At 64.6% G+C, this 19,856-nt stretch carries 20 protein-coding genes and 1 riboswitch; of the genes, 10 read left to right on the forward strand and 10 right to left on the reverse strand.

All coding sequences use genetic code 11. The features are described 5' to 3' along the window. Positions 1-67 precede the first annotated feature (67 nt). Positions 68-2,041 carry a DEAD/DEAH box helicase gene (locus O4220_RS03190; RefSeq protein WP_269602113.1) on the reverse strand — a complete coding sequence of 658 codons (1,974 nt, stop codon included), beginning with the start codon at positions 2,039-2,041 and terminating at the stop codon, positions 68-70. 48 nt (positions 2,042-2,089) lie between these two features. Here O4220_RS03190 and O4220_RS03195 point away from each other — a divergent pair, with 48 nt between their 5' ends. From O4220_RS03195 to O4220_RS03205, 3 genes are read left to right on the forward strand one after another with little or no spacing between them, the layout of a single operon-like run. Then, positions 2,090-2,803, forward strand: a complete 714-nt coding sequence (locus O4220_RS03195) for a type 1 glutamine amidotransferase (RefSeq protein WP_269602114.1) — start codon at positions 2,090-2,092, stop codon at positions 2,801-2,803. Between the two features lie 9 nt (positions 2,804-2,812). Next, the gene (locus O4220_RS03200) at positions 2,813-3,991 is read left to right on the forward strand and encodes an alpha-hydroxy-acid oxidizing protein (RefSeq protein WP_269602115.1); all 1,179 of its coding nucleotides are present in this window, start codon (positions 2,813-2,815) and stop codon (positions 3,989-3,991) included. After that, positions 3,991-5,286 (forward strand): alpha-amylase family glycosyl hydrolase, encoded by a 1,296-nt coding sequence (locus O4220_RS03205; protein WP_269602116.1) that lies wholly within the window; start codon positions 3,991-3,993, stop codon positions 5,284-5,286. The genes O4220_RS03200 and O4220_RS03205 overlap by 1 nt, the downstream gene beginning before the upstream one ends. Here O4220_RS03205 and O4220_RS03210 read toward each other — a convergent pair. Next, the gene (locus O4220_RS03210; protein ID WP_269602117.1) at positions 5,276-5,590 is read right to left on the reverse strand and encodes a hypothetical protein; all 315 of its coding nucleotides are present in this window, start codon (positions 5,588-5,590) and stop codon (positions 5,276-5,278) included. The genes O4220_RS03205 and O4220_RS03210 overlap by 11 nt on opposite strands. Before the next feature lie 105 nt (positions 5,591-5,695). Continuing rightward, a riboswitch (TPP riboswitch) is annotated at positions 5,696-5,788 on the forward strand. Between the two features lie 48 nt (positions 5,789-5,836). Here O4220_RS03210 and O4220_RS03215 point away from each other — a divergent pair. Together O4220_RS03215 and O4220_RS03220 are read left to right on the forward strand one after the other, a co-directional pair. After that, positions 5,837-6,598 (forward strand): 3-oxoacyl-ACP reductase, encoded by a 762-nt coding sequence (locus O4220_RS03215; protein ID WP_269602118.1) that lies wholly within the window; start codon positions 5,837-5,839, stop codon positions 6,596-6,598. Position 6,599: 1 nt separating this feature from the next. Continuing rightward, positions 6,600-7,868, forward strand: a complete 1,269-nt coding sequence (locus O4220_RS03220) for an LLM class flavin-dependent oxidoreductase (RefSeq protein WP_269602119.1) — start codon at positions 6,600-6,602, stop codon at positions 7,866-7,868. On the opposite strand, the gene O4220_RS03225 is transcribed toward O4220_RS03220, so the two are convergent. After that, positions 7,862-8,449 (reverse strand): TetR/AcrR family transcriptional regulator, encoded by a 588-nt coding sequence (locus O4220_RS03225; RefSeq protein ID WP_269602120.1) that lies wholly within the window; start codon positions 8,447-8,449, stop codon positions 7,862-7,864. The genes O4220_RS03220 and O4220_RS03225 overlap by 7 nt on opposite strands. A gap of 87 nt (positions 8,450-8,536) precedes the next feature. On the opposite strand from O4220_RS03225, the gene O4220_RS03230 reads away from it, so the two are divergent. Further along, positions 8,537-9,472 (forward strand): quinone oxidoreductase family protein, encoded by a 936-nt coding sequence (locus tag O4220_RS03230; RefSeq protein ID WP_269602121.1) that lies wholly within the window; start codon positions 8,537-8,539, stop codon positions 9,470-9,472. Positions 9,473-9,521: 49 nt separating this feature from the next. Here the strand turns inward: O4220_RS03230 and O4220_RS03235 are convergent, their stop codons facing one another. Genes O4220_RS03235 through O4220_RS03245 form a run of 3 tightly spaced genes read right to left on the reverse strand, consistent with a single transcriptional unit; the run spans position 9,522 to position 12,428 of the window. Continuing rightward, positions 9,522-10,412: an alpha/beta fold hydrolase gene (locus tag O4220_RS03235; protein WP_269602122.1), complete on the reverse strand. Its 891-nt coding sequence runs from the start codon at positions 10,410-10,412 to the stop codon at positions 9,522-9,524. Between the two features lie 13 nt (positions 10,413-10,425). Beyond that, a complete protein-coding gene (locus O4220_RS03240; protein ID WP_420030305.1) occupies positions 10,426-11,532 on the reverse strand; it encodes a PDR/VanB family oxidoreductase in 1,107 nt (368 codons plus the stop codon). Further along, positions 11,529-12,428 (reverse strand): metal-dependent hydrolase, encoded by a 900-nt coding sequence (locus tag O4220_RS03245; protein ID WP_269602123.1) that lies wholly within the window; start codon positions 12,426-12,428, stop codon positions 11,529-11,531. The genes O4220_RS03240 and O4220_RS03245 overlap by 4 nt, the downstream gene beginning before the upstream one ends. A gap of 114 nt (positions 12,429-12,542) precedes the next feature. On the opposite strand from O4220_RS03245, the gene O4220_RS03250 reads away from it, so the two are divergent. Further along, complete coding sequence (locus O4220_RS03250; RefSeq protein ID WP_269602124.1) at positions 12,543-13,058, forward strand: hypothetical protein; 516 nt, start codon at positions 12,543-12,545, stop codon at positions 13,056-13,058. Between the two features lie 140 nt (positions 13,059-13,198). Here the strand turns inward: O4220_RS03250 and O4220_RS03255 are convergent, their stop codons facing one another. Continuing rightward, a complete protein-coding gene (locus O4220_RS03255) occupies positions 13,199-13,666 on the reverse strand; it encodes an alpha-isopropylmalate synthase regulatory domain-containing protein (protein ID WP_269602125.1) in 468 nt (155 codons plus the stop codon). Between the two features lie 231 nt (positions 13,667-13,897). On the opposite strand from O4220_RS03255, the gene O4220_RS03260 reads away from it, so the two are divergent. Next, a complete protein-coding gene (locus tag O4220_RS03260; protein ID WP_032378585.1) occupies positions 13,898-15,100 on the forward strand; it encodes an ATP-binding protein in 1,203 nt (400 codons plus the stop codon). Position 15,101: 1 nt separating this feature from the next. Here O4220_RS03260 and O4220_RS03265 read toward each other — a convergent pair whose 3' ends face one another. After that, complete coding sequence (locus O4220_RS03265) at positions 15,102-16,289, reverse strand: alkane 1-monooxygenase (protein ID WP_269602126.1); 1,188 nt, start codon at positions 16,287-16,289, stop codon at positions 15,102-15,104. Positions 16,290-16,455: 166 nt separating this feature from the next. On the opposite strand from O4220_RS03265, the gene O4220_RS03270 reads away from it, so the two are divergent. Beyond that, positions 16,456-17,322 carry an alpha/beta hydrolase gene (locus tag O4220_RS03270; RefSeq protein WP_269602127.1) on the forward strand — a complete coding sequence of 289 codons (867 nt, stop codon included), beginning with the start codon at positions 16,456-16,458 and terminating at the stop codon, positions 17,320-17,322. Positions 17,323-17,351: 29 nt separating this feature from the next. Then, positions 17,352-18,197, forward strand: coding sequence for a patatin-like phospholipase family protein (locus O4220_RS03275; protein ID WP_269602128.1), 846 nt, complete (start codon positions 17,352-17,354; stop codon positions 18,195-18,197). A 7-nt stretch (positions 18,198-18,204) separates the two neighbouring features. On the opposite strand, the gene O4220_RS03280 is transcribed toward O4220_RS03275, so the two are convergent. After that, a complete protein-coding gene (locus O4220_RS03280) occupies positions 18,205-19,113 on the reverse strand; it encodes an amidohydrolase family protein (RefSeq protein ID WP_269602129.1) in 909 nt (302 codons plus the stop codon). Next, positions 19,100-19,786 (reverse strand): dienelactone hydrolase family protein, encoded by a 687-nt coding sequence (locus O4220_RS03285; protein WP_269602130.1) that lies wholly within the window; start codon positions 19,784-19,786, stop codon positions 19,100-19,102. The genes O4220_RS03280 and O4220_RS03285 overlap by 14 nt, the downstream gene beginning before the upstream one ends. Between the last annotated feature and the right edge of the window lie 70 nt (positions 19,787-19,856).

Consider the following 19,856-nt stretch of genomic DNA (forward strand, 5'->3'; position numbering starts at 1 on the left):
CGGTACCGGCGGATGCCGATAGGACCGAAGCTACGCCACCGAGATGGAGGAATGGTCACGATTGTCGCTATTTCCCGGCATCCACTTTCGCTGCGAGGAAAGCCTCCGGGTCGATCAGATCCGACTGCCCGACGATCGATCCCAGATCAGCGATGCGTTCGATGCCGGTGAGCACCATTTCCTCTTCCACGGTGCCCTCGGCGTAACCGTAGTAACAGGTCGACGTCGTGTGGTTGTGATCCTTGTCGATGCGGTTGGCGCGGCCCTCGATCTGCCTGATGTCGATGGGTGTCCACCGAGGATCGTGAATCAGCGTCACGCGCGGGGCGAGAGTGGAGACCGTCCCCTCCGGGAGCAGTAACTCGTTGGTGTGCAGGTTGATTGCGCTGGTGGTGGTCGAGACGATGACCGACGCGGCCCCGGTCTGAAAGCGTCTGATCGACGCCTCCTGCTCGGGGCTGCTCATGCTGCCGTCGACGACGGCAACGTCGAGTCCCTCGTCCCGCAAAGTTTGCGCCAGTGCCGCGACCGACTCGCGGTAGAACATCGAGACGAACACCTGGTTACCGGCCTTGACCCACGTCCGCACCTGGTCCGCCGACGCGGGAATGCGCAGGTACGAACACTTCTGGCGAAATCGCAGTGTCGCGGCCCGGGTGCTGGGGTTCTTCTGCAGCACTCGTCTTCCGCCGACTGCTTTCCAGTTCGGCAGGCCTACCTCCTTGCGGTAGTCCACCCACGCGGAGTTGTACAGCCGCTTCTGCGCGGCGGTGAGTTCCTGGCCGAGTGGTTCCCGCGGAGTGGGCGGAGACGGCCGCGAAATCGACCAAGGCACGGCACCTCCCGACAGCCAGCCGTGCACCGATGCGATGTCGCGGGCTCGTGTCGACGCGTTCTCCGGCTCCCACCGCCACGTGGTCAAACCGGTCGTGGCCTTGCCTGCCTTGACGGCGAATCCGGACTCGATGAGGAACTCCGCCCACTTCATCGTCACCGCATAGCCGAGATATTCGTCGTCGCCCAGGATCTCTACCCCGCGGCTGCGCTCGACCGCGCGAGCCATGTACGCGAAGTGCAACGGCTGATAGCCAGGCGTCGCAGACATCCACACCACCGAGCGCGCCGCCTCCTGGTACCGCCAGAGGATCTGCGACTGCTGGGATTCGATGTTCATCAGTGCGTGCGATTCGTCGGCGATCACCACATCGATGTCGAATCGCAGCTCACCGAGTGAGATGGTCCGTTTGTTCTGTGTCCGTTTGCGTTTGCCCAGATCGGTCTCGGGCGGAACCGACAGCAGCTTCTTCGTCGACTGATAGGTGATCAGCAGCCAGCGCTTGCGATCGGATGGTTCGATGTCGGCCTCGCTGTCGGCGATGGTGCGACGCCATCCCGGCAACGCGCCCTTGGGCGCGACCACCAATACGGTCCCGATCTCGGCCGCCGACATCTGCCGAACGGCCTCGCACACCGCAAGCGTCTTGCCCAGACCCGTCGAATCCATCTGCGCGAAGTACGGGAATCCGGCGTCGAGCGCGGCGAGATGCCGTCGTACGGATTGGAGTTGCGTTTCTCTGGGCTGCATCGCCCGATCCCGAACCGTCTCGTCGCGCCAGGCATCGTTGGCGTCGTCCTCGAGCCACCGCTGCAGGCTGTACGGCGTCGACTCGTAGGGCTGCAGATACTCGGGCAACTCGACGCCGTAGTACGCGAACACCCGAGGCCCGGGGTACCACCGTGCCCCGGCTGCACCCGCTGCCGATCGATCCTCGAACGGCACGTCCAGCACCCAGACGCGCTCGCCGGGATCGGGAACCCGCAGATCCGGTGCAGCGGCCTTGCGGGACGAGGTCTTGCGTGGAGATGCTCTCTTGCGCGGTGCTGCTTTTTTCGGAGCAGCGGCCTTCTTCGGGGCGGCCTTCTTCTGTGCAGCGGCGGGCTCGCCGTTCTTCGCGGCCGCGAACTTTCGCGCAGCACTGCTCTGCCCGGCCTTGACGGTGCGGGCAGTGGTGGATCGGGTTGTGCGTCTACGAGGTGGCATCGGATCCAGTCTGTCGTACGGTGTGCACGAACACCGTAAAGGAGCCCTGTGACATACCCGAACCACCCGCGCGCCGTAGTACTCGTCCACGATCAGGATCCAATCCTTGCGCGACGCGACATCGGCACTCTCGATGCCGAATTGCGCACCAGGGGTTTCCAGTTGGACGTGCACTCCTTCGACCACAGCCCCGACGTCGCACCGCCGTTGCTGTCCGACGCGCAGTTGGTGGTGGTCATGGGCTCGCCCGATGCCGCCTACGACGACACGCTGACGTGGCTTGCGCCGGAAATTGCGTACGTGCAGGACGCGATCGATGCGCAGGTCCCGATTCTCGGTGTGTGCTTCGGCGGGCAACTGCTCGCACGGGTACTCGGCGGCACCGTCCGAAAGTCCGAACATCCCGAGTACGGATTCGTCGACGTCGAGACATCCGAGCCCGAGCTCATCGCCCCCGGACCCTGGATGGAGTTCCACGGCGACACGTTCACCGCTCCCCCGCAGGCCACGGTGATCGCCCGCAACGAGGCCGCGCAACAGGCCTTCGTGTGCGGCCCGCACCTCGGGTTGCAGTTCCACCCCGAGATCGACCTCGACACCTACGACGCGTGGGCGGCCGCGTGGGACCGCGACGGCGTCGAACACGGGGTGGACGTGCACGAGATCAGGAGGGAGATCGCCGAAGCGGAACTCGCAGCTCGGGCGCGGTGCTCGGCTCTGCTGGACGCCTTTCTCGCCCGATCCTCGGCGGTGCCCCGGTAGGGTCGAACGATGACCGAGGCCAGGCCCAGCCACTTCAGCGATCACCAACTCGGCATCTACGCCGCCGGGATGTTCGCCCAGCAGACACCTCCGATCACGACCAACCTGGCAAGGCTGGAGGACCAAGCTGCCGAGAAGCTTTCGCCCGAGGCGTTGGGCTACATCGTCGCCAGCGCGGGCAGCGGATCGACGGCGCGGGCGAACCGGGCGGCGTTCGACACATGGGCCATCACGCCGCGGATGCTCCGCAGTTCGGCCTCGCGTGATCACGCATGCACCGTGCTCGGCACCGATATGCCGGCTCCGCTGTTGATCGCGCCCGTCGGCATCCAGACTCTCGCCCATCCCGACGGTGAGCTCGCGACGGTTCGAGCGGCTGCGGAACTCGGTGTGCCGTACATCCATTCGACGCAGGCATCGCACTCGTTCGAGCAGATCGCCGAGGCAGGCGGAGATGCGCCGCGCTGGTACCAGTTGTACTGGCCGACAGACGAATCGGTACTGCTGAGTTTCCTGCAGCGCGCGAAGGACACCGGGTTCACCACCTTGGTGCTGACTCTCGACACCACGTTGCTGGGCTGGCGGCCCGCCGATCTCGATCGCGGGTACCTTCCCTTCCTCGCCAACCTCGGCATCGAGAACTACCTGAGCGATCCGGCGTTCCAGGCCGGGCTGGGGCAGCCCGTCGAGGAGAACCCTGTTGCCGCCGCGATGCATTGGGCGCAGATGTTCCCCAACCCTGGGCTGTCGTGGAAAAATCTGGCCTTCCTGCGCGAGCATTGGAGCGGCCCGATCGTGCTCAAGGGAATCTGCACTGTCGGCGATGCCCGTGAAGCAGCTGCGCACGGAGTCGACGGCATCGTGGTCTCCAACCACGGCGGACGTCAGATCGACGGTGCCAGAGCGTCACTCGACGCGTTGCCGTCCATCGTCGAGGCTGTGGGCGACGAACTGACCATCCTGTTCGACTCCGGTGTGCGCACCGGTGCCGACATGGCCAAGGCACTGGCGCTCGGAGCGGATGCGGTCTTGCTAGGCCGGCCGTTCCTGTACGGTCTCGCGCTCGGTGGGCAAGAAGGTGTTGCACACGTATTGCGTTGCCTGCTTGCAGAGTTCGATCTGGTGACGAGTTTGTCGGGTCACACCGGTGCGGGCGAACTCGGCCTCGACTCCATCATGGAGTCCTGATGGAGTGGACGAAGCACGCCATCTGGTGGCACCTGTACCCACTCGGCTTCACCGGTGCTCCGGTACACGGATGGGACGGTGAATCCCAGTCGGATCTGCACCGGCTGAACAGAATCGAGAAGTGGCTCGACTACGCACTCGAGCTCGGTGCGTCGGGAATCGCCCTCGGTCCGATCTTCGAGTCCGAGAAGCACGGCTACGACACTGTCGACTACTACCATGTCGACGGCAGGCTCGGCACCGACGAGGACATCGACTCCTTGATCGCTGCTGCACACGGTCGGGGCCTGAAGGTCATGTTCGACGGTGTCTTCAACCATGTGGCGCAAAGCTTTCCGAAGTTTCGGCAGGCCCTGGCCGAGGGGCCTGATTCCGAGGCTGCGCAGTGGTTCCACCTCGACTGGTCCGGGGACACGCCGACGCATCGCAACTTCGAGGGCCACGACGAACTGGTGGCGCTCAACCACGAGAGCCCGCATGTGCAGGAGTACGTGGTGGACGTGCTCTCGCACTGGCTCGAACGCGGCGTCGACGCCTGGCGGCTCGATGCTGCCTACGCTGTGTCGCCGCGCTTCTGGGCCGCGGTGCTGCCGAAGGTTCGCGAGAAGCATTCGGACGCATACTTTCTCGGTGAGGTCATTCACGGCGACTACGACCGAATCGTCTCGGCGTCCACGCTGGACTCGGTAACCCAGTACGAACTGTGGAAGGCGATCTGGAGTGGGCTGAGCGAGAAGAACTTCTTCGAGCTCTCGCACGCGTTGGAGCGTCACAACGGCTGGCTCGACGCCTTCGTGCCCGCCACGTTCGTCGGAAATCACGACGTCAATCGCATTGCCAGTGTAGTGGAGGACGAGCGACATCTGCTGCACGCGTTGGTGGTTCTGTTCACGGTGGGCGGCATGCCGATGATCTACTACGGCGACGAACAGGCGTTCCGCGGTATCAAGGAAGATCGCGTCGGCGGTGACGACGACGTGCGTCCCGAGTACCCCGAATCCCCGGATGATCTGGCCCCGTACGGTTGGCCGGTCTATCGCGTGCACCAGGAGCTGATCGGAGTACGGCGTCGTAATCCATGGTTGTACTCCGCGCGCACCGAGACGCTCGAGCTCACCAACACCGCGCTGCTCTACCGCGTGTACGGGGATGACAGTTCGATGACGGTGGCGCTCAACCTCGGCGACGAGGCCATCGACTACCCGGCCCAGGGCAGTGAAGTACTGGCCGGTGAGGCGGACCTGAACGACGGACGGGTGAGCGTGCCGCCGCACGGCTGGGCCGTCATCGGCTGAGGGCTCTGGCTGCCTTCGCGCGGTCGAAGAATGCCAGCAGATGCGGCAGCTGTTCGTCGGTCACGGTGAACTTCATACGGTCGCCCGCGTAGCCGATGCTGCCGTCGGATGTGCGCAGACCGAGGACGATCTTGGTGCCGTCCCTGGTCGGCTTCGCGTCCACGCCGAGCTGATCGACGTGCCATCGACAGCGCCCACCGGCTGCGGTCCTCACGGCGGCGTCGAACGCCTCGACCGTGCGGTGGTCGAGAACGAAAATGACGTTCTCGTCGAGGCGATACTCCAGGTAGACGCGTTCGGCCATGGCGGCACAGTAACTCGTCATCGTCGTATTCGGGTATCTAGCGCACAACCTAGAGGGCCATATCGACCGCAATGCAGCGCCCTGCTGGGGCCGGTGGGTACAGTCGAGCGCGACACGGGGTGCCCGACAGGGCTGAGATCACACCCGTCGAACCTGATCTGGTTAGGACCAGCGAAGGGAATGTCGTGACGTTCGGTATTCCTGTCCCCTCGTGACGGTCCCGACCTCGAACGAGAGGCGAGGCGCATGAAATTCGACGAGCAGACGGTATTGGTCACCGGCGGTGGACGCGGACTCGGGGCATCGATCGCCGCGGCGTTCGTCGGTCAGGGTGCACGTGTGGTGATCGATTACCGCAACAGCAAAGATGCTGCCGAGGCGCTGGCAGACCGGCTCGGCGAGAACGCGATTGCAGTGCGGGGTGACGTCACCGACGAGTCGGCCGTCGCCGCGCTGTTCGGCACTGCACGTGAACACTTCGGCACTCCGATCACCACCGTCGTCAACAACGCACTGGCCGACTTCTCGTTCGACGGTGATGCGAGGCCCAAAGCCGACACCATCACTTGGGACCGCTTCGACGCTCAGCTGCGCGGCAGTGTCCGTGCAGCGTTGCTCACCACCCAGGCGGCGCTGCCGGGTATGCGTGAGGCGGGCTTCGGCCGAATCATCAACGTGGGCACCAACTTGTTCCAGAATCCGGTGGTGCCGTACCACGACTACACCGCGTCCAAGGCCGCACTGCTCTCGCTGACCCGCACTCTGTCCGCGGAGCTCGGCGCAGACAACATCACCGTCAACATGGTCTCGGGTGGACTGCTGCGCACCACCGACGCCAGTGCCGCCACCCCGGCCGAGGTGTTCGACTTCATCGCGGCCTCGACCCCGCTGCAACGCGTCACCACCCCCGAGGAATTCGCCGACGCCCTGCTGTTCTTCGCTTCGCCGTGGGCGCGGTCGGTGACCGGCCAGAATCTCGTTGTCGACGGTGGTCTGGTGAAGAACTGACATGCACCTCAACGCTTTTCTCTACGGTTGCGGCCACCACAGCGCCGCGTGGCGTCATCCCGATTCGCGAGTGGAGGACCTGGGCAACATCTCGTACTACGAGGAACTTGCGCAGCTCGCCGAGCGGGGCAAGTTCGACGCGGTGTTCTTCGCCGACGGACATTCGGTGCGCGACCCGGCCGGGGCAGGGACCTGGTTTCTCGAACCGATCACCGCGCTGTCGGCCATGGCCAGAGCGACCACCCATATCGGGCTCGTCACTACCGTGTCCTCGACGTTCTACACCCCGTTCCATGCCGCGCGCATGCTGGCGTCGTTGGATCACATCAGCGGCGGCCGGGCGGGCTGGAACGTCGTCACCTCCATGTTCGACGCCGAGGCACGCAACCACGGGATGGATGTCATACCGGCTCGTGAGGAGCGCTACGCCCGCGCCGAAGAGTTCGTCGATACCGCACTGGCGCTGTGGGATTCATGGGACGCCGATGCGTTGACGCTCGATCGCGCCGGAGCGTACGCGGACCCGGCCAAGGTGCATGCCATCGATCACGATGGCAAACATTTTCGGGTGGACGGTCCGTTGACCGTGCCGCGTTCACCGCAGGGTAGGCCGGTGCTGTTCCAAGCCGGCGCGTCGGGGCCGGGTCGTGATCTCGCTGCCCAGTACGCCGAGGCGATCTATGCCGTCGCCTACGATCTCGTTGCAGCGCAGAGCTATTACGAGGACGTGAAGTCGAGAATCGATCGAGCCGGCCGTGACAGTGCGGCAGTGGGCATCATGCCGGGTTTGGTGACGTACATCGGATCGACGATGGACGAGGCCCGACGCAAGAAGGCCGAACTGGATCAGCTGCTACCCACCGAGCAGTCGCTGGCAATGTTGTCGACCTTCATCGGACAAGACTGTGCTGCTTGGGAACTCGATGAACCGGTACCGGCGTTGCCGCCGGCTTCCGAGTTCACCGGACCGCAGGGTCGCTACGAGACGATTCTGCGCATCGTCGAGAAGGACGCTCCCACCGTGCGGGAACTGCTCGGCACGCTGGCTGCCGGCGGCGGGCACGCCACGATGATCGGCACGCCGGAGTCCATCGCCGACGAGATGGAATCGTGGATCGGTCGCGGCGCCGACGGATTCAACCTGATGTGCCCGCGCTATCCGGACTCGCTCGTCGACTTCGTCAATCAGGTGGTCCCTATCCTGCAGCAGCGCAGTCTCTTTCGTGCGGACTACGCCGCGTCGACGCTTCGCGGGCACCTGGCTCACTGAGCCGCCGGCCCGAAGACCCCTCGATCGACGAACGCCACCAGAGCGTCGAGACCGTCGTCGCTCGCTCCGCCCCATAGGCGAGCAAAGTTCTCGGCTGCACCGCCCATCAGCATCGCAGTGGTGGCAGGAGGCGCCGGAAGCTCGACTCCTGCCTTCTCGAATGCGCTGAGGCGTTCGACCCAGGGCTCGAACTGGACCTGCGTGAATCTCTGCATCCGTTCGGCGAACTCGGGACTCACCAGTGCGGCGTCTCGAAGCGCATCGATCACGACCCGGTGCCGTGTGAGCAACTGCCAGAAGACCTCCAGATGCGGACGCATGGTGGGGTGGTCGCGAGCGGAAGGATCCTGCGCCGCGACGATGACGTCGGCGTCCTCACCGATCTGTTCGGCGAGGGCCAACAGCAACTCGTCCTTGCCCGAGTAGTGGTTGTAGAACGACCCTGCGGCTCGGCCTGCTTCCCGGGTGATGTCGACGATCTTGGTGTTGAGGTATCCGGACCGGGCGAAGACGGCGCGGGCGGCATTTTCCAGTTCGATGCGAGTCTGCTCGGCCTGTTGTGCGCGACCAGTGGTTGCCACCGCTGTTCCCTTCCTGTTGACATCTCAGCAGTGACGTTACACACTGAATCATGATTCACTGAATTGCCATTCGTCGAAAGGCCGGATATGAAGGCAGCAGTTCTGACCGAGTTCGGGGTGCCGACGTACACGGACCACGACAATCCAGCACCTGCGGAGGGTTCGGAGGTGATCGACGTGGCGGCTGCGACGCTCAATGCCGTCGACATCGTCATAGCCGCGGGTATCCACTACCTCAGCCCACGGTCGCTGCCGACTGTGAGCGGCATCGAAGGCGCGGGTACGACGCAGGACGGTCGCCGCGTCTATTTCTCACGTCCGGTCTCGCCCTACGGTTCGATGGCCCAGCAGGCATTGGTGCCGACGACTTCGCTTGTCGAGTTACCGGACGGATTGGACTTCTCGACCGCCGCGACGCTGGGCAACGCCGGTCTCGCTGCGCTGATGCCATTGACCCACGGGGGTCGAATGACGGCAGGGGAGAACGTCGTGATCCTCGGAGGTACCGGGGTGGTCGGCCGCCTCGCGGTGCAGACTGCGCGGCTACTCGGCGCAGGATCGATCACGGTCGTGGGACGCGATGAGGCCGCACTCGAATCCACCCGTCATCTCGGGGCCACGGCGACGGTTGCCATCGGCGACAAGGGCGTCGATCAGCTGAGCTCGGGCATTCGTGATGCATCCACCGGAGCGGATGTCGTCATCGATTACGCCTGGGGCACAGCAGCTCTGGCGGCTCTGCATGCGGGCAATCGGCTCGTTCGTCTGGTGCAGATCGGAGACCGAGCCGGTGCCGAGGCCGCCGTTCCGGCGCAGCTGATGCGTTCGCTCGGGGCAAGCATCGTGGGATTCATGCCGATGCATTACGGACCCGATGCAACCTTCCAGGCGTATCGCACCCTCACCGACTGGGCTGTCAGCGGGCTGATTGCAGTGGACTACGAGAATGTGCCACTGGCAGAGGTCGCGAATGCATGGGAGCGAGCCCCACGCACCCGTCACAAGCTGGTGCTACTGCCCTGAATTGGGTCGTTCCTGCAGGCTCCACTCCCGCCCCTGAGCCATCATCTCATCAGTCCAGCGAGTCGATGAATTCCTTTGTCAGTCTTGCGATGTCGTCGGCATGGGAGATCGGCGACCAATGTCCCGCCGGAATGTCGTTGCGGGTCAGGTTCTTCACCCACTTGCCGGTGTCGTCGTAATGGTACGGACGCACCGCGACGTCCTCGGTGTTGACGATGAGGTGAACGGGGATGTCGATGTATCGATCCCGCGGATTGGTCAGCAGCGGAATGATGTTGGCCCGATACAGATTGGTGCCGTTGGTCGCGTCCGACCACAGCGTTGGATTCTGGGTGACGAGCTTCGGGTCGACTCCCGAGAACTCCTGGAGGAACGCCGGCCAACCCTTCGCGAACTGCCGCTTGATCCGCAGCGTGGACAGACCGGGGATGTGGAAGGTGACCGTGTACCAGGACGCTCGCGTCTGGGCCAGGACCTGCTTGATGCCGCTGAGGGTGGGCCGTCGCAGCCGAGACTGCGACCATTTACCCAAGTGATCGAGGTTGGGTCCCGAAATCGAAGTGTAGGAACGGATTCGATCCTTGGCCTGTGGTTGGGCCGCAGCCTCCCACACCTCGACAGCACCCCAGTCGTGAGCGAGTACGTGAACGGGAGCGTCGGGGCTGACCGCATCGGCAACGGCATAGAAGTCCGACGCCAGTCGCGCCAACTTGTATGCGGACTGCTCGGTGGGCACCGTGCTCTCGCCTGCTCCACGTGAGTCGTAGCTGATCACCCGGAAGCGATCCTCGAGCTGGGGCACGATGTGACTCCACAGTTCGTGAGTATCGGGCCAGCCGTGCACGAGGACGATCGGATCGCCGTTCGGGTTTCCGCTCTCGAACACCGCCAACCGAATGCCTTCGTTGACGACCGTCGTACGAACCGCGTTGCTGCTCAACAAGTTTTCCGTTCTATAGATCGAGTACGAGACGTGCGCTGCGGGCGCGGGAGACACAGATGAGCATGTGATCGCGCTGCTCTTCGGGGGTCATTCGTGTTTCGAGGTGCTCGGGCTCACCGGAGAGCACCCGCACCTTGCACGTACCGCAGAAGCCCTGCTGGCACGAGTACGCGATATTGGGCTTCTGTTCCTTGACTGCGGTCAACACGGAGGCATCGGCAGCCACGTCGAGCACAGCGCCCGTGCTGATCAGCTGCACCTCGAAGGGCGTGCCGTCCAGAATCGGCGGCGGGCCGAATCGCTCGAAATGCAGTGCAGTGGCGGGGCACTGGCGGAAGTCGCGGCGGACGGCGTCGAGCATGGGGGTGGGACCGCAGCAATAGACGGCACCGCCGGCCGACGCGCGCTCGAGCAGTTCGCCCTCACCGGGGTATCCGTGCACATCGTCGGTCCGGACGAACACGCGGTCCGATTCCCAGCTCTCGATCTCGTCGAGAAAGGGCATCGTGTCGCGGGAGCGACCGCAGTAGACGAACTGCCAGTCCATGCCGAGAATCCTTGCGGCACGGACCATCGCGATTATCGGAGTGATTCCGATCCCACCGGCGATGAAGAGTGCACTGCCGTCGCCGACGAAGGGAAACCCGTTGCGGGGGCCGCGAACAGTGACCTCGGTGCCGGGCTGCAGTCCGTGCATCTCGATGGAACCACCTGCGCCGGTGGGGATTCGGCGCACCGCGATGCGATAGGAACTGCGGTCGGATGGGTTGCCGCACAGGGAGTACTGCCGACGACGGCCCGAGGGTAGGTGCAGATCGAGGTGGCAGCCCGGATGCCAGATCGGCAGCTGCTCACCCGTTGGCGACGCCAGGGTGAGGGCAGCGACATCGTTGTCCTCGGCGACGATCTCGCGTTCTGTGACGACCAATCGCAACGCGGAATCGGGGTTGTGTCCGGCGACGGCATCGTTGTACTCCGCGCCGGCAGCCGCCTGCATGTACCCGTTGAGAAACGTGCCGAGGAGCTGCATCGAGCGATCCGGGCGTCCGCGTCCGCGCAGATCCGGCGGTGCATCCTTGGGGAGCAGCCGTGGGACGCGGCGTGAGGTGAGTTTCACCGCGCGGCAGCCTGCGCGGCCGGGGAAGACGCCAGGTACCGGACGGCCTGGGCGGTGGAGCCTTCCTGGCTGGGGTGGTACGACTTCTTGAGGTAGCGCGACATGCTGCGGCCGACGTGCGTCAGCGCGGGCAGGGTGCCGCGGCGGACCGACTTTCTCCACAGTGCGGAGCGCGGTTTGCGTACGGATTTGGGTGCCGACTGCAGCTCCGGATCGTTCTTCATCAAGAAGATGATCCCGCGCATCCAGATGTACCCCATCAACGGCACGACCACCACGAACGTGCGCAGCCGACGTACCTCGCGCTTGTCGAAGTAGCGCAGCGTGTCGTACGCGACCGAGCGATGCTCGACCTCTTCGGCACCGTGCCAGCGCAGAAGATCGAGCATGGTCGGGTGGATGCCCGCGCGGTCGAGACCGTCGGCGTTGAGCACCCAGTCGCCGAGAAATGCCGTCACGTGTTCGATGGCGGCGATCAGAGCCAGTCGCTCGACCAGGTTGTTCTTCGATCGCAGACTGGTCACCGAGTCGGATCCGAGGACCTTGCCGAAGGCCCACTCCATCTGGTCGGTGAACGGTGTCGGATCGAGGCCCTTGGCCTGGAGGTGCACGAGCACGCCGGTGTGCGCCTCGGCGTGAACGGCTTCCTGCCCGATGAAACCGATGACGTCGTCGCGCAGCTTCTCGTCGTCGATGTACGGCAGAGCTTCCTTGAAGGTGTCGACGAACCAGTGCTCGCCGGCGGGCAGCAACAGGTGCAGCACGTTGAGAACGTGCGTGGTGTACGGATCGCCCGGCACCCAGTGCATCGGCAGATCGCTCCAGTCGAACTTGACGTTCCTGGCTTGCAACATCACTTCGCCGGGATCCGATGCAACAGTCTTCCGTTGGCTCATCGAGACCACCTCCTCCACTCCGCATGTGTGGCCGATGCCACAGAGCGCAACTTAGTATAAACACCAGTTACATGTAAAAGGAACCATGTCGGTCGTCGATGAGAGACTTCTGTAATGACCGACCCCTCCCCGGCGGCTGTTCCCCCGAACAGCGTCCCCATTGTCTGGCCTACCGAATGGCCCGCCGACGTGCGAAAAATCGCCGACGCCACCGTCGAGGCCCTCGCCGCGGTTGCGACTCGAGATCCGGTGGCATTCGAAGACGCCGTCGACATGCTGGACCGCTCGGACCCGGCCAGGGCCGGGCGCGTGCATGCAGAAATGGTACGGAGTTTGCTCGAAGAGGTATATAGCGACGGGTTGACCGGCGAGAACGTTCAGGAGGTACTTGCCCGAACCGTCAAGGGAGCGGGTTGGCATCCGAACCTGGACATCGCCGGGTTCGTCGAGGTGCTCACCGGAGCGTTGGGTGTCACCGACGTCGACGAACAGTCACGCTCGAGGCCGCGGCCTGCGCACGCGCTGTTGGTGGTGGCGGATCTGCTCGCTGTCCGCAAAGGTAAGGCCGAAACGTACGTGCGCCATGGACTGGCGGAAATTCACCGCGCTCAGACAATCGAAATGCCCTAGCGAGATCTTCGGCTGTATTGGCCGAGCGCTAGACAGGCGAAGAAAGCGTTACAGACGCGAGGGGCGTGTCGAGATCGCAGTTGTGCAGGCGAGGAGGGCGTTTTGGCCAACACAACTGCGAACTCGGCACTGGGTTGGGGCTACTGATTCAGAAGGTTGGCCCCGGCGATGACGGCCCGCACGGCCGACAGGTGCGCGTCGGCATCCATGCCCATCGACCATTCGCGTCGACCGTCACGCTCGACCAGGACGAAGGTGGCGGTCTCGTCGCCGATGCTCTGCTGGTGAAACGAGAGAATCTCGATGCGGAATCCGGCCTCGTGCAACATCGACGACAGTGCCTCGATCGGCCCGTATGTTGTTGCGGCACAGGTGATGATGGTGTCGCCGATACCGAAGGTCGCGTCGAAAGCAGTCCTCCCGCCAGTTGCCCTGCAGGCAGTCCATGACCCCAGTCGGAGCGGTCCGGTGGTGGGTGAGAAGCGTTCGGTGAAATTCGCCCACGACATGTGTTGCCAGGTGTTCTCGTCGCGCATCGTGCGCGGCAGGGCACAGCCGAAACGGGCATGGAACGGATCTGTGGCGAAAGAAGAAGCAAGTGCATTCATGAGGATGGTCTTCCGAATGTGAAGGGAGGACCGAAGAAGTAGCACGAAGACCCGCAGCGAGGGGTCGGTCCGAATCAGACCCCGCTACGGCGGCGTACTACGAGAATGCGCTTCACACCCCAGAAAGTAGTCCTTCGTCGCATCCGCGCGCAAGTATCGAGTGAATACAGATCTCTAGGACACGAGCTAGATGTCCGCATATATCGCACGACTCGTTGTAACTTTGGCCCCATGGACCCCGTGCGTAACCCTTACGCTCCCGGCGCCGGCCAGCGCCCACCCGAGCTCGCAGGCCGAAAGAAGCAGCTCGACGCCTTCGACGTAGTGCTCGAACGCATCACCCGCGGCAGACCGGAGCGCAGCGTCGTACTCACCGGTCTACGGGGTGTCGGGAAGACGGTGTTGCTCAATCAGCTCCGGTCCGCGGCCATCGCCCGTGGATGGGGAACCGGGAAGATCGAGGCCCGCCCGGACCAGGAACTGCGTCGACCACTGTCCTCGGCCCTGCACATGGCGGTACGCGGCATCGCGGCCTCGCATCGCGATCCCGAGCGTGTCGACGAGTTCCTCGGCGTGCTCAAGGCCTTTGCTCTGCGCTCCACCGCAGACAAGGGCATGCGGGAGCGGTGGCAGCCGGGCATCGACGTCCCGGCGAAGACCGGTCGCGCCGACTCCGGTGACATCGAGATCGACCTCGTGGAACTGCTGCTCGACGCCTCTGCGCTGGCGGGCGACGTGGGCGTCGGTATCGCCATCTTCATCGACGAGATGCAGGACCTCGGGCCGGCCGACATCTCCGCACTGTGCGCGGCCTGTCACGAGCTCAGTCAGGACACCGCGCCGCTGATCATCGTCGGGGCGGGCCTGCCGCACCTACCTGCGGTGCTGTCGGCATCCAAGAGTTACTCCGAGCGCCTGTTCAGCTACCACCGGATCGGTCGGCTCGAACGAGCCGCGGCCGACCTCGCGCTGATCGCCCCGGCCGATCGAGAGGACGTCGAATTCACCCCCGATGCCCTCGACGCGCTGTACGCGGCTGCTGACGGCTACCCGTATTTCGTCCAGGCCTACGGCAAGGCGACGTGGGATCTTGCGGCCGACACCCCGATCACCGTCGAGGACGTGCGCGTGGCCGCCCCAACGGCAGAAGAGGAACTGGCAGTCGGATTCTTCGGTTCTCGCTACGAGCGGGCCACGCCTGCCGAGCGTGAATACATGCGCGCGATGGCCGAACTGTCGGTGGACGACGGCTCGGTGCCGACCTCGGCCGTGGCGACCGAACTGAAGCGCAAGCCGGCGTCACTGTCCCCGGCCCGCGACGGCCTGATCAAGAAGGGCCTGATCTACTCGGCCGAGCGCGGCACCATCGCGTTCACGGTGCCGCACTTCGGTCGCTACCTGCGCGCGCAGACCGACGAACCTGCGGCGGTGTGAACTATCGGTGCGCCTCGGCTCGCTCGACGCACAGTTGCTCGAGCTTCCGCACTGCCCTCGGGTCGGAGCGATCGACGTTGACGAGGTCTGCGTCACCGTCGTAGAAGTCGATCAGTCGCTGGTCCATCACTCGGCGCCACAGCGGCGGAACCAGCGAGCAGAAGATCATCACGGCATACCCGGCCGGTAGCTGCGGGGACTCGTCGACGGTGCGCAGGGCCTGGTAGCGGCGAACCGGATTCGCGTGATGATCGCTGTGTCGTTGCAGGTGGTACAGGAAGAGATTGCTCCACAGGTGATCGCTGTTCCAGCTGTCCCGATGAGTCGGCTTGCCGTACCGCCCGCTCGGCCGCTTCCGACGCAGCAGCCCGTAGTGCTCGAGGTAGTTGGCCGCCTCGTACAGAACGATGGCGATCGCGGCCTGCAGCACCAGATACGGCACGATCACGGTGCCGAAGACGGCGATCAGTACGCCGAACAGTGCGACGCTCATGGCCGCAGCGTTGAACAGATTGTTTCGGTACGACCACCGCGACAGGCCTTGCCGGGCGAGGCGTCGAGATTCCAGCTCCCAGGCCGAGCGCAGGCCGTGCACGACCGTACGCGGCAGGAACTTCCAGAAGGACTCGCCGAACTTCGCCGATGCCGGATCCTCCGGGGTGGCAACGCGGAGGTGGTGGCCGTGATTGTGTTCGACGTAGAAATGGCCGTACAGAGTCTGCGCCAGCGTCACCTTCGAGAGCCATCGTTCGAGGCGCGCACGCTTGTGGCCCAGTTCGTGCGCGGCGTTGATGCCGACGCCACCGACGATGCCGACGGTGATGGCCAGGCCGATCCGCTCGGGAACCCCCAGCGGTCCGTGCGCCCACAGGTAGCAGGCGGCCACGAGCCCCGCGTACTGCAGCGGCAGGAACAGATAGACGCACCACCGGTAGTAGGGGTCCTTCTCCAGCGCGGCGATCGCCTCGTCCGGGGGATTGCTGCGGTCGACACCGGCGAATTTGTCCACCAGGGGCAGCGCGACGCCCATGATCATCAGTCCCAGGGTCCAGAAAGCGCCGGGACCGAGGAGGGTCACCAGACCCCAGGCCAGGAAAGGACTCAGAGGAATCGTCAATCCCAGCGGCCACAGGTAGCGCTTGGGGTCGCGCCACCGAGGCGACGTGCTGGTGGCGGACTGATCAAGCATTGAAAGGCTCATACTCCTGGTTTGTGGCCGAACCTCGGGGCGAGGCAGGGCGATAGTGGCGTCTCACAATGACATCGCCGACTCGAACAGGATAGTTACGCGAGCGAATCTTTGCGGGTTCGCCGATGGGCCGTCGCACGACCCGCCACCCTTGTACGGTGACCGCATGAAGCATGTCGATTCGTCGTTCGCCGGAGTCCACGGAACCCGAATCGTCTACGACGTCTGGACCCCCGAGACTGCGGCCGCGGACACACCGACCGGGGTTGTCGTGCTGGCCCACGGCTTGGCCGAGCACGCAGGCCGGTACCGGCACGTCATCGAACGGCTCTGCTCTCTCGGCCTGGTCGTCTACGCGCCCGATCACCGCGGACACGGGCGCTCCGGCGGCAAACGAGTGACATTGGCAAAGTGGTCCGACTTCACCGACGACCTGCACACTCTGTTCGGAATCGCAGCCGACGAGTACCCGAACAAGCGCACCTTCCTGCTCGGCCACAGCATGGGCGGCGCGATCGCACTGTCCTACGCCCTCGACCATCAGGCCGACCTCGATGGGCTGATGCTGTCCGGCCCAGCAGTGGTTCCCAGCGTCGGACAACCGAAAGCGCTGGTGGCGGTGGGCAAGATCCTCGGACGCTTGGTACCTGCCGCCCCTGTACTGAAGCTCGACCCGAACCTGGTCTCGCGGGACAAGAACGTCGTCGACGCCTACGTTGCCGATCCGTTGGGCTACCACGGCAGTGTCTCGGCGGGCCTGGCCGCGGCGATGCTCGGCGTCGGCGACACTTTCCCGGCGCGCCTGCCGTCGCTGACGATTCCGGTGCTGCTTCAGCACGGAACCGCGGACGGATTGGCCGATGTCTCCGGCAGCGAACTCATCGCCGAGCTGGCTGGATCCGAGGACCTGACCCTGAAGAAGTACGACGGGCTGTTCCACGAAGTGTTCAACGAACCAGAGAAGGAGCGCGTCCTCGACGACCTCATCGCCTGGCTGCGTCCGCGAGTACAGACCAGCGCTGTAAGTTCCTGACGGATCTTTTCGATGAAGGGAGTAAGGCCATGACCAGGCGAGCACTCGTATTGGGCGGCGGCGGAGTCGCAGGTATTGCGTGGCAGACGGGTGTCCTACTGGGATTGGCAGAATCCGGAGCCGACGTCACCGACGCCGAGATGCTGCTGGGCACCTCGGCCGGATCCTCGGTGGCAGCGCAGATCTCGAGCGGTGCCACGTTGGCCGAGTTGTTCGAGCGTCAGGCGGACGAGGCCAAGCAGGACGACGAGCCGCACGCCGAGGCGACCATCGACGAGCTGGTCTCCATGCTGGCTCGGGCGGCCCAGAATTCGGACGGCAGTGCCATCGACACCCGCAGGCGCATCGGCACCGAGGCGCTGGCGGCCTCGACGATCACCGAACGCGAGCGTCGCGCCATCATCGAACGACGGTTGCCGTCGCACTCGTGGCCGAGCCGCGACCTACGGATCGTCACCGTCGACGCAGTGACCGGTCGGCATCGGGTTCTCGATCGAGGCTCGGGCGTCCAACTGGTCGACGCGGTGGCCGCGAGCTGCGCCATCCCCGGCATGTGGCCGCCGGTGACGATCGGCGATCACCGCTACGTCGACGGCGGGATCCGGGCAAGCGAAAATGCTGATCTGGCAGTCGGTTTCGAGAAGGTGCTGGTGTTCAGGGTGGGTGCACTCGACCTGGAGCACGATCCCTTCGACATCGAACGAGAGCGGCTGGTGAAGGGTGGCTCGAAGGTGGAAGTGGTTGCACCCGATGCCGATTCGTCGGCGGCGATCGGCCCCGACGCCACCGACATCGCCGTCCGATCGGCTGCAGCCGTGGCCGGACGAGCGCAGGGCAATGCCATCGCCGAGCGAATCGCCGAGTTCTGGGTCTAGAGAACCCTCAGCCGAACAGTGCAGCGCCGTTGCCCCAGCACACGGCTCGAACCCAGTCGTCGCCGAGGTCCAGGCGGCGTACTGCGTGCAGTGCGTCCAGGTAGGGATACGGGATGTTGGGAAAGTCGCTGCCGAACAGAATCCGATTCTGCAGATCGAGCAACCGCGGTAACTCGTTTCTCGGAAACGGTGCCCCTGCCTCCGAGAAGTCGGTGAACGCCATCGTGGTGTCCAGTCGAACGTTCTCGTAGCGATCGGCCAGGTCGAGGAACTCGACATACTCGGGCATGCCCATGTGCGCGATGATCAACGGTAGCTTCGGGAACCGTTGCAGTAGCTCGGCAATCGGCCCCGGTCCGGTGTGAGTGCCGGGTGCCGGGCCGGAACCGCAATGGATCACCACCGGTACCTGTGCGTCGGAGATCGTGCCCCAGACGCCGTCGAGCAGAGGATCGTTCGGGGAGTAGTTGCCGACCTGGATGTGAGACTTGAAGATTCGGGTTCCGTTGGCCACCGCCTGGTCGACGTATTGGGCCGCGCCTTCCTCGGGGAAGAACGTTGCCGTGTGTAGGCAATCGGGCGTGCGCGCCGCGAAATCGGCGCCCCAGGAGTTCAGCCACGCAGCCATCGACGGCTTGTGCGGGTAGATCATCGATGTGAAGTGCCGTACCCCGAATCCTCGAATGACCTGCAGCCGTTCGTTTTCGGCGTACCGGTAAGAGATGGGCCAGACGCTGCCGGTCAGCGGACCTGCGCTGTCGAAGTAGCTCCACACCTTGTCCATCACATTCTTCGGCATGAAGTGCGAGTGGACGTCGAACAGTCCGGGCAGCGACAGCTCGGTCCAGAAGGCGACGATCCGTTCCGTCTCCTCCGCGAGTTCGGCGTCGGAGCGCGGTTGTTCAGCGTGCGACATGGGCGTCGAACCACTCGAGAGTCTTGCCCCAGGCATCGGCCGCGGCGTCGGCGTCGAACACGGCCGGGCGGTCGTCGCAGTGGAACCCGTGCTTGCCGTGGGCGTAACGGGTGATCTCGGTGTCGACCGGGGCCGTTGCGGTGATCTCGCGCAACGTCTCGACGTCCTGGAACGGGATGCCCTCGTCCAGGTCTCCGAAGAAACCGTGCCAGGGGGTCTGGAGGGCGTCGCCCACCGAGGCCATCGCGGGATAGCCGAAGCGGCCCTTCGTGATTCCACCGCCGTAGAATGTTGCTGCCGAACCGAGTTGCCGTCGAACAGCGGTATGGAACGCGACAGTGCCGCCCATGCAGAAGCCGACGATCGCGATGGACGAGGGCTCGAATCCGAGCTCGGCGAGGGCACTGGCCGCCGCGTCCACGTCGGAATCGACCTCGTCCGCCTCGAGTTTCCCGATGGCCGCCATGGCCGAGTCCATGTCCGAGTAGTCGAGCACGGTGACGCCGTCCTGCCGGTGGAACAGATGCGGAGCGACCGCGACCCACCCTGCGGCCGCGACCCGATTACAGACGTCGACGATGTGGTCGGTGACGCCGAAGGCTTCTTGGATGACGATGACGCCGCCGCGGGCATTGCCGTCGGGCGAGGCGACGGTGAGGGGAGTGGTGTTCACCCGTCGATTGGAGCACATCGGCAGGAGTGGAGCATGCCGGTAGCCACGGTGAGTTCGGCAGTTTTGTACG

It is taken from the genome of Rhodococcus ruber (assembly GCF_027270735.1).
Taxonomy (GTDB): domain Bacteria; phylum Actinomycetota; class Actinomycetes; order Mycobacteriales; family Mycobacteriaceae; genus Rhodococcoides; species Rhodococcoides rubrum_A.

Coding starts and splice junctions, on each gene's coding strand:
- O4220_RS03265 (WP_269602126.1), bottom strand. CDS start 16,289: ATGCTTGATCAGTCCGCCACCAGCACGTCGCCTCGGTGGCGCGACCCC.
- O4220_RS03250 (WP_269602124.1), top strand. CDS start 12,543: ATGACCGACCCCTCCCCGGCGGCTGTTCCCCCGAACAGCGTCCCCATT.
- O4220_RS03275 (WP_269602128.1), top strand. CDS start 17,352: ATGACCAGGCGAGCACTCGTATTGGGCGGCGGCGGAGTCGCAGGTATT.
- O4220_RS03220 (WP_269602119.1), top strand. CDS start 6,600: ATGCACCTCAACGCTTTTCTCTACGGTTGCGGCCACCACAGCGCCGCG.
- O4220_RS03190 (WP_269602113.1), bottom strand. CDS start 2,041: ATGCCACCTCGTAGACGCACAACCCGATCCACCACTGCCCGCACCGTC.
- O4220_RS03280 (WP_269602129.1), bottom strand. CDS start 19,113: ATGTCGCACGCTGAACAACCGCGCTCCGACGCCGAACTCGCGGAGGAG.
- O4220_RS03260 (WP_032378585.1), top strand. CDS start 13,898: ATGGACCCCGTGCGTAACCCTTACGCTCCCGGCGCCGGCCAGCGCCCA.
- O4220_RS03230 (WP_269602121.1), top strand. CDS start 8,537: ATGAAGGCAGCAGTTCTGACCGAGTTCGGGGTGCCGACGTACACGGAC.
- O4220_RS03255 (WP_269602125.1), bottom strand. CDS start 13,666: ATGAATGCACTTGCTTCTTCTTTCGCCACAGATCCGTTCCATGCCCGT.
- O4220_RS03210 (WP_269602117.1), bottom strand. CDS start 5,590: ATGGCCGAACGCGTCTACCTGGAGTATCGCCTCGACGAGAACGTCATT.
- O4220_RS03205 (WP_269602116.1), top strand. CDS start 3,991: ATGGAGTGGACGAAGCACGCCATCTGGTGGCACCTGTACCCACTCGGC.
- O4220_RS03215 (WP_269602118.1), top strand. CDS start 5,837: ATGAAATTCGACGAGCAGACGGTATTGGTCACCGGCGGTGGACGCGGA.
- O4220_RS03200 (WP_269602115.1), top strand. CDS start 2,813: ATGACCGAGGCCAGGCCCAGCCACTTCAGCGATCACCAACTCGGCATC.
- O4220_RS03270 (WP_269602127.1), top strand. CDS start 16,456: ATGAAGCATGTCGATTCGTCGTTCGCCGGAGTCCACGGAACCCGAATC.
- O4220_RS03245 (WP_269602123.1), bottom strand. CDS start 12,428: ATGAGCCAACGGAAGACTGTTGCATCGGATCCCGGCGAAGTGATGTTG.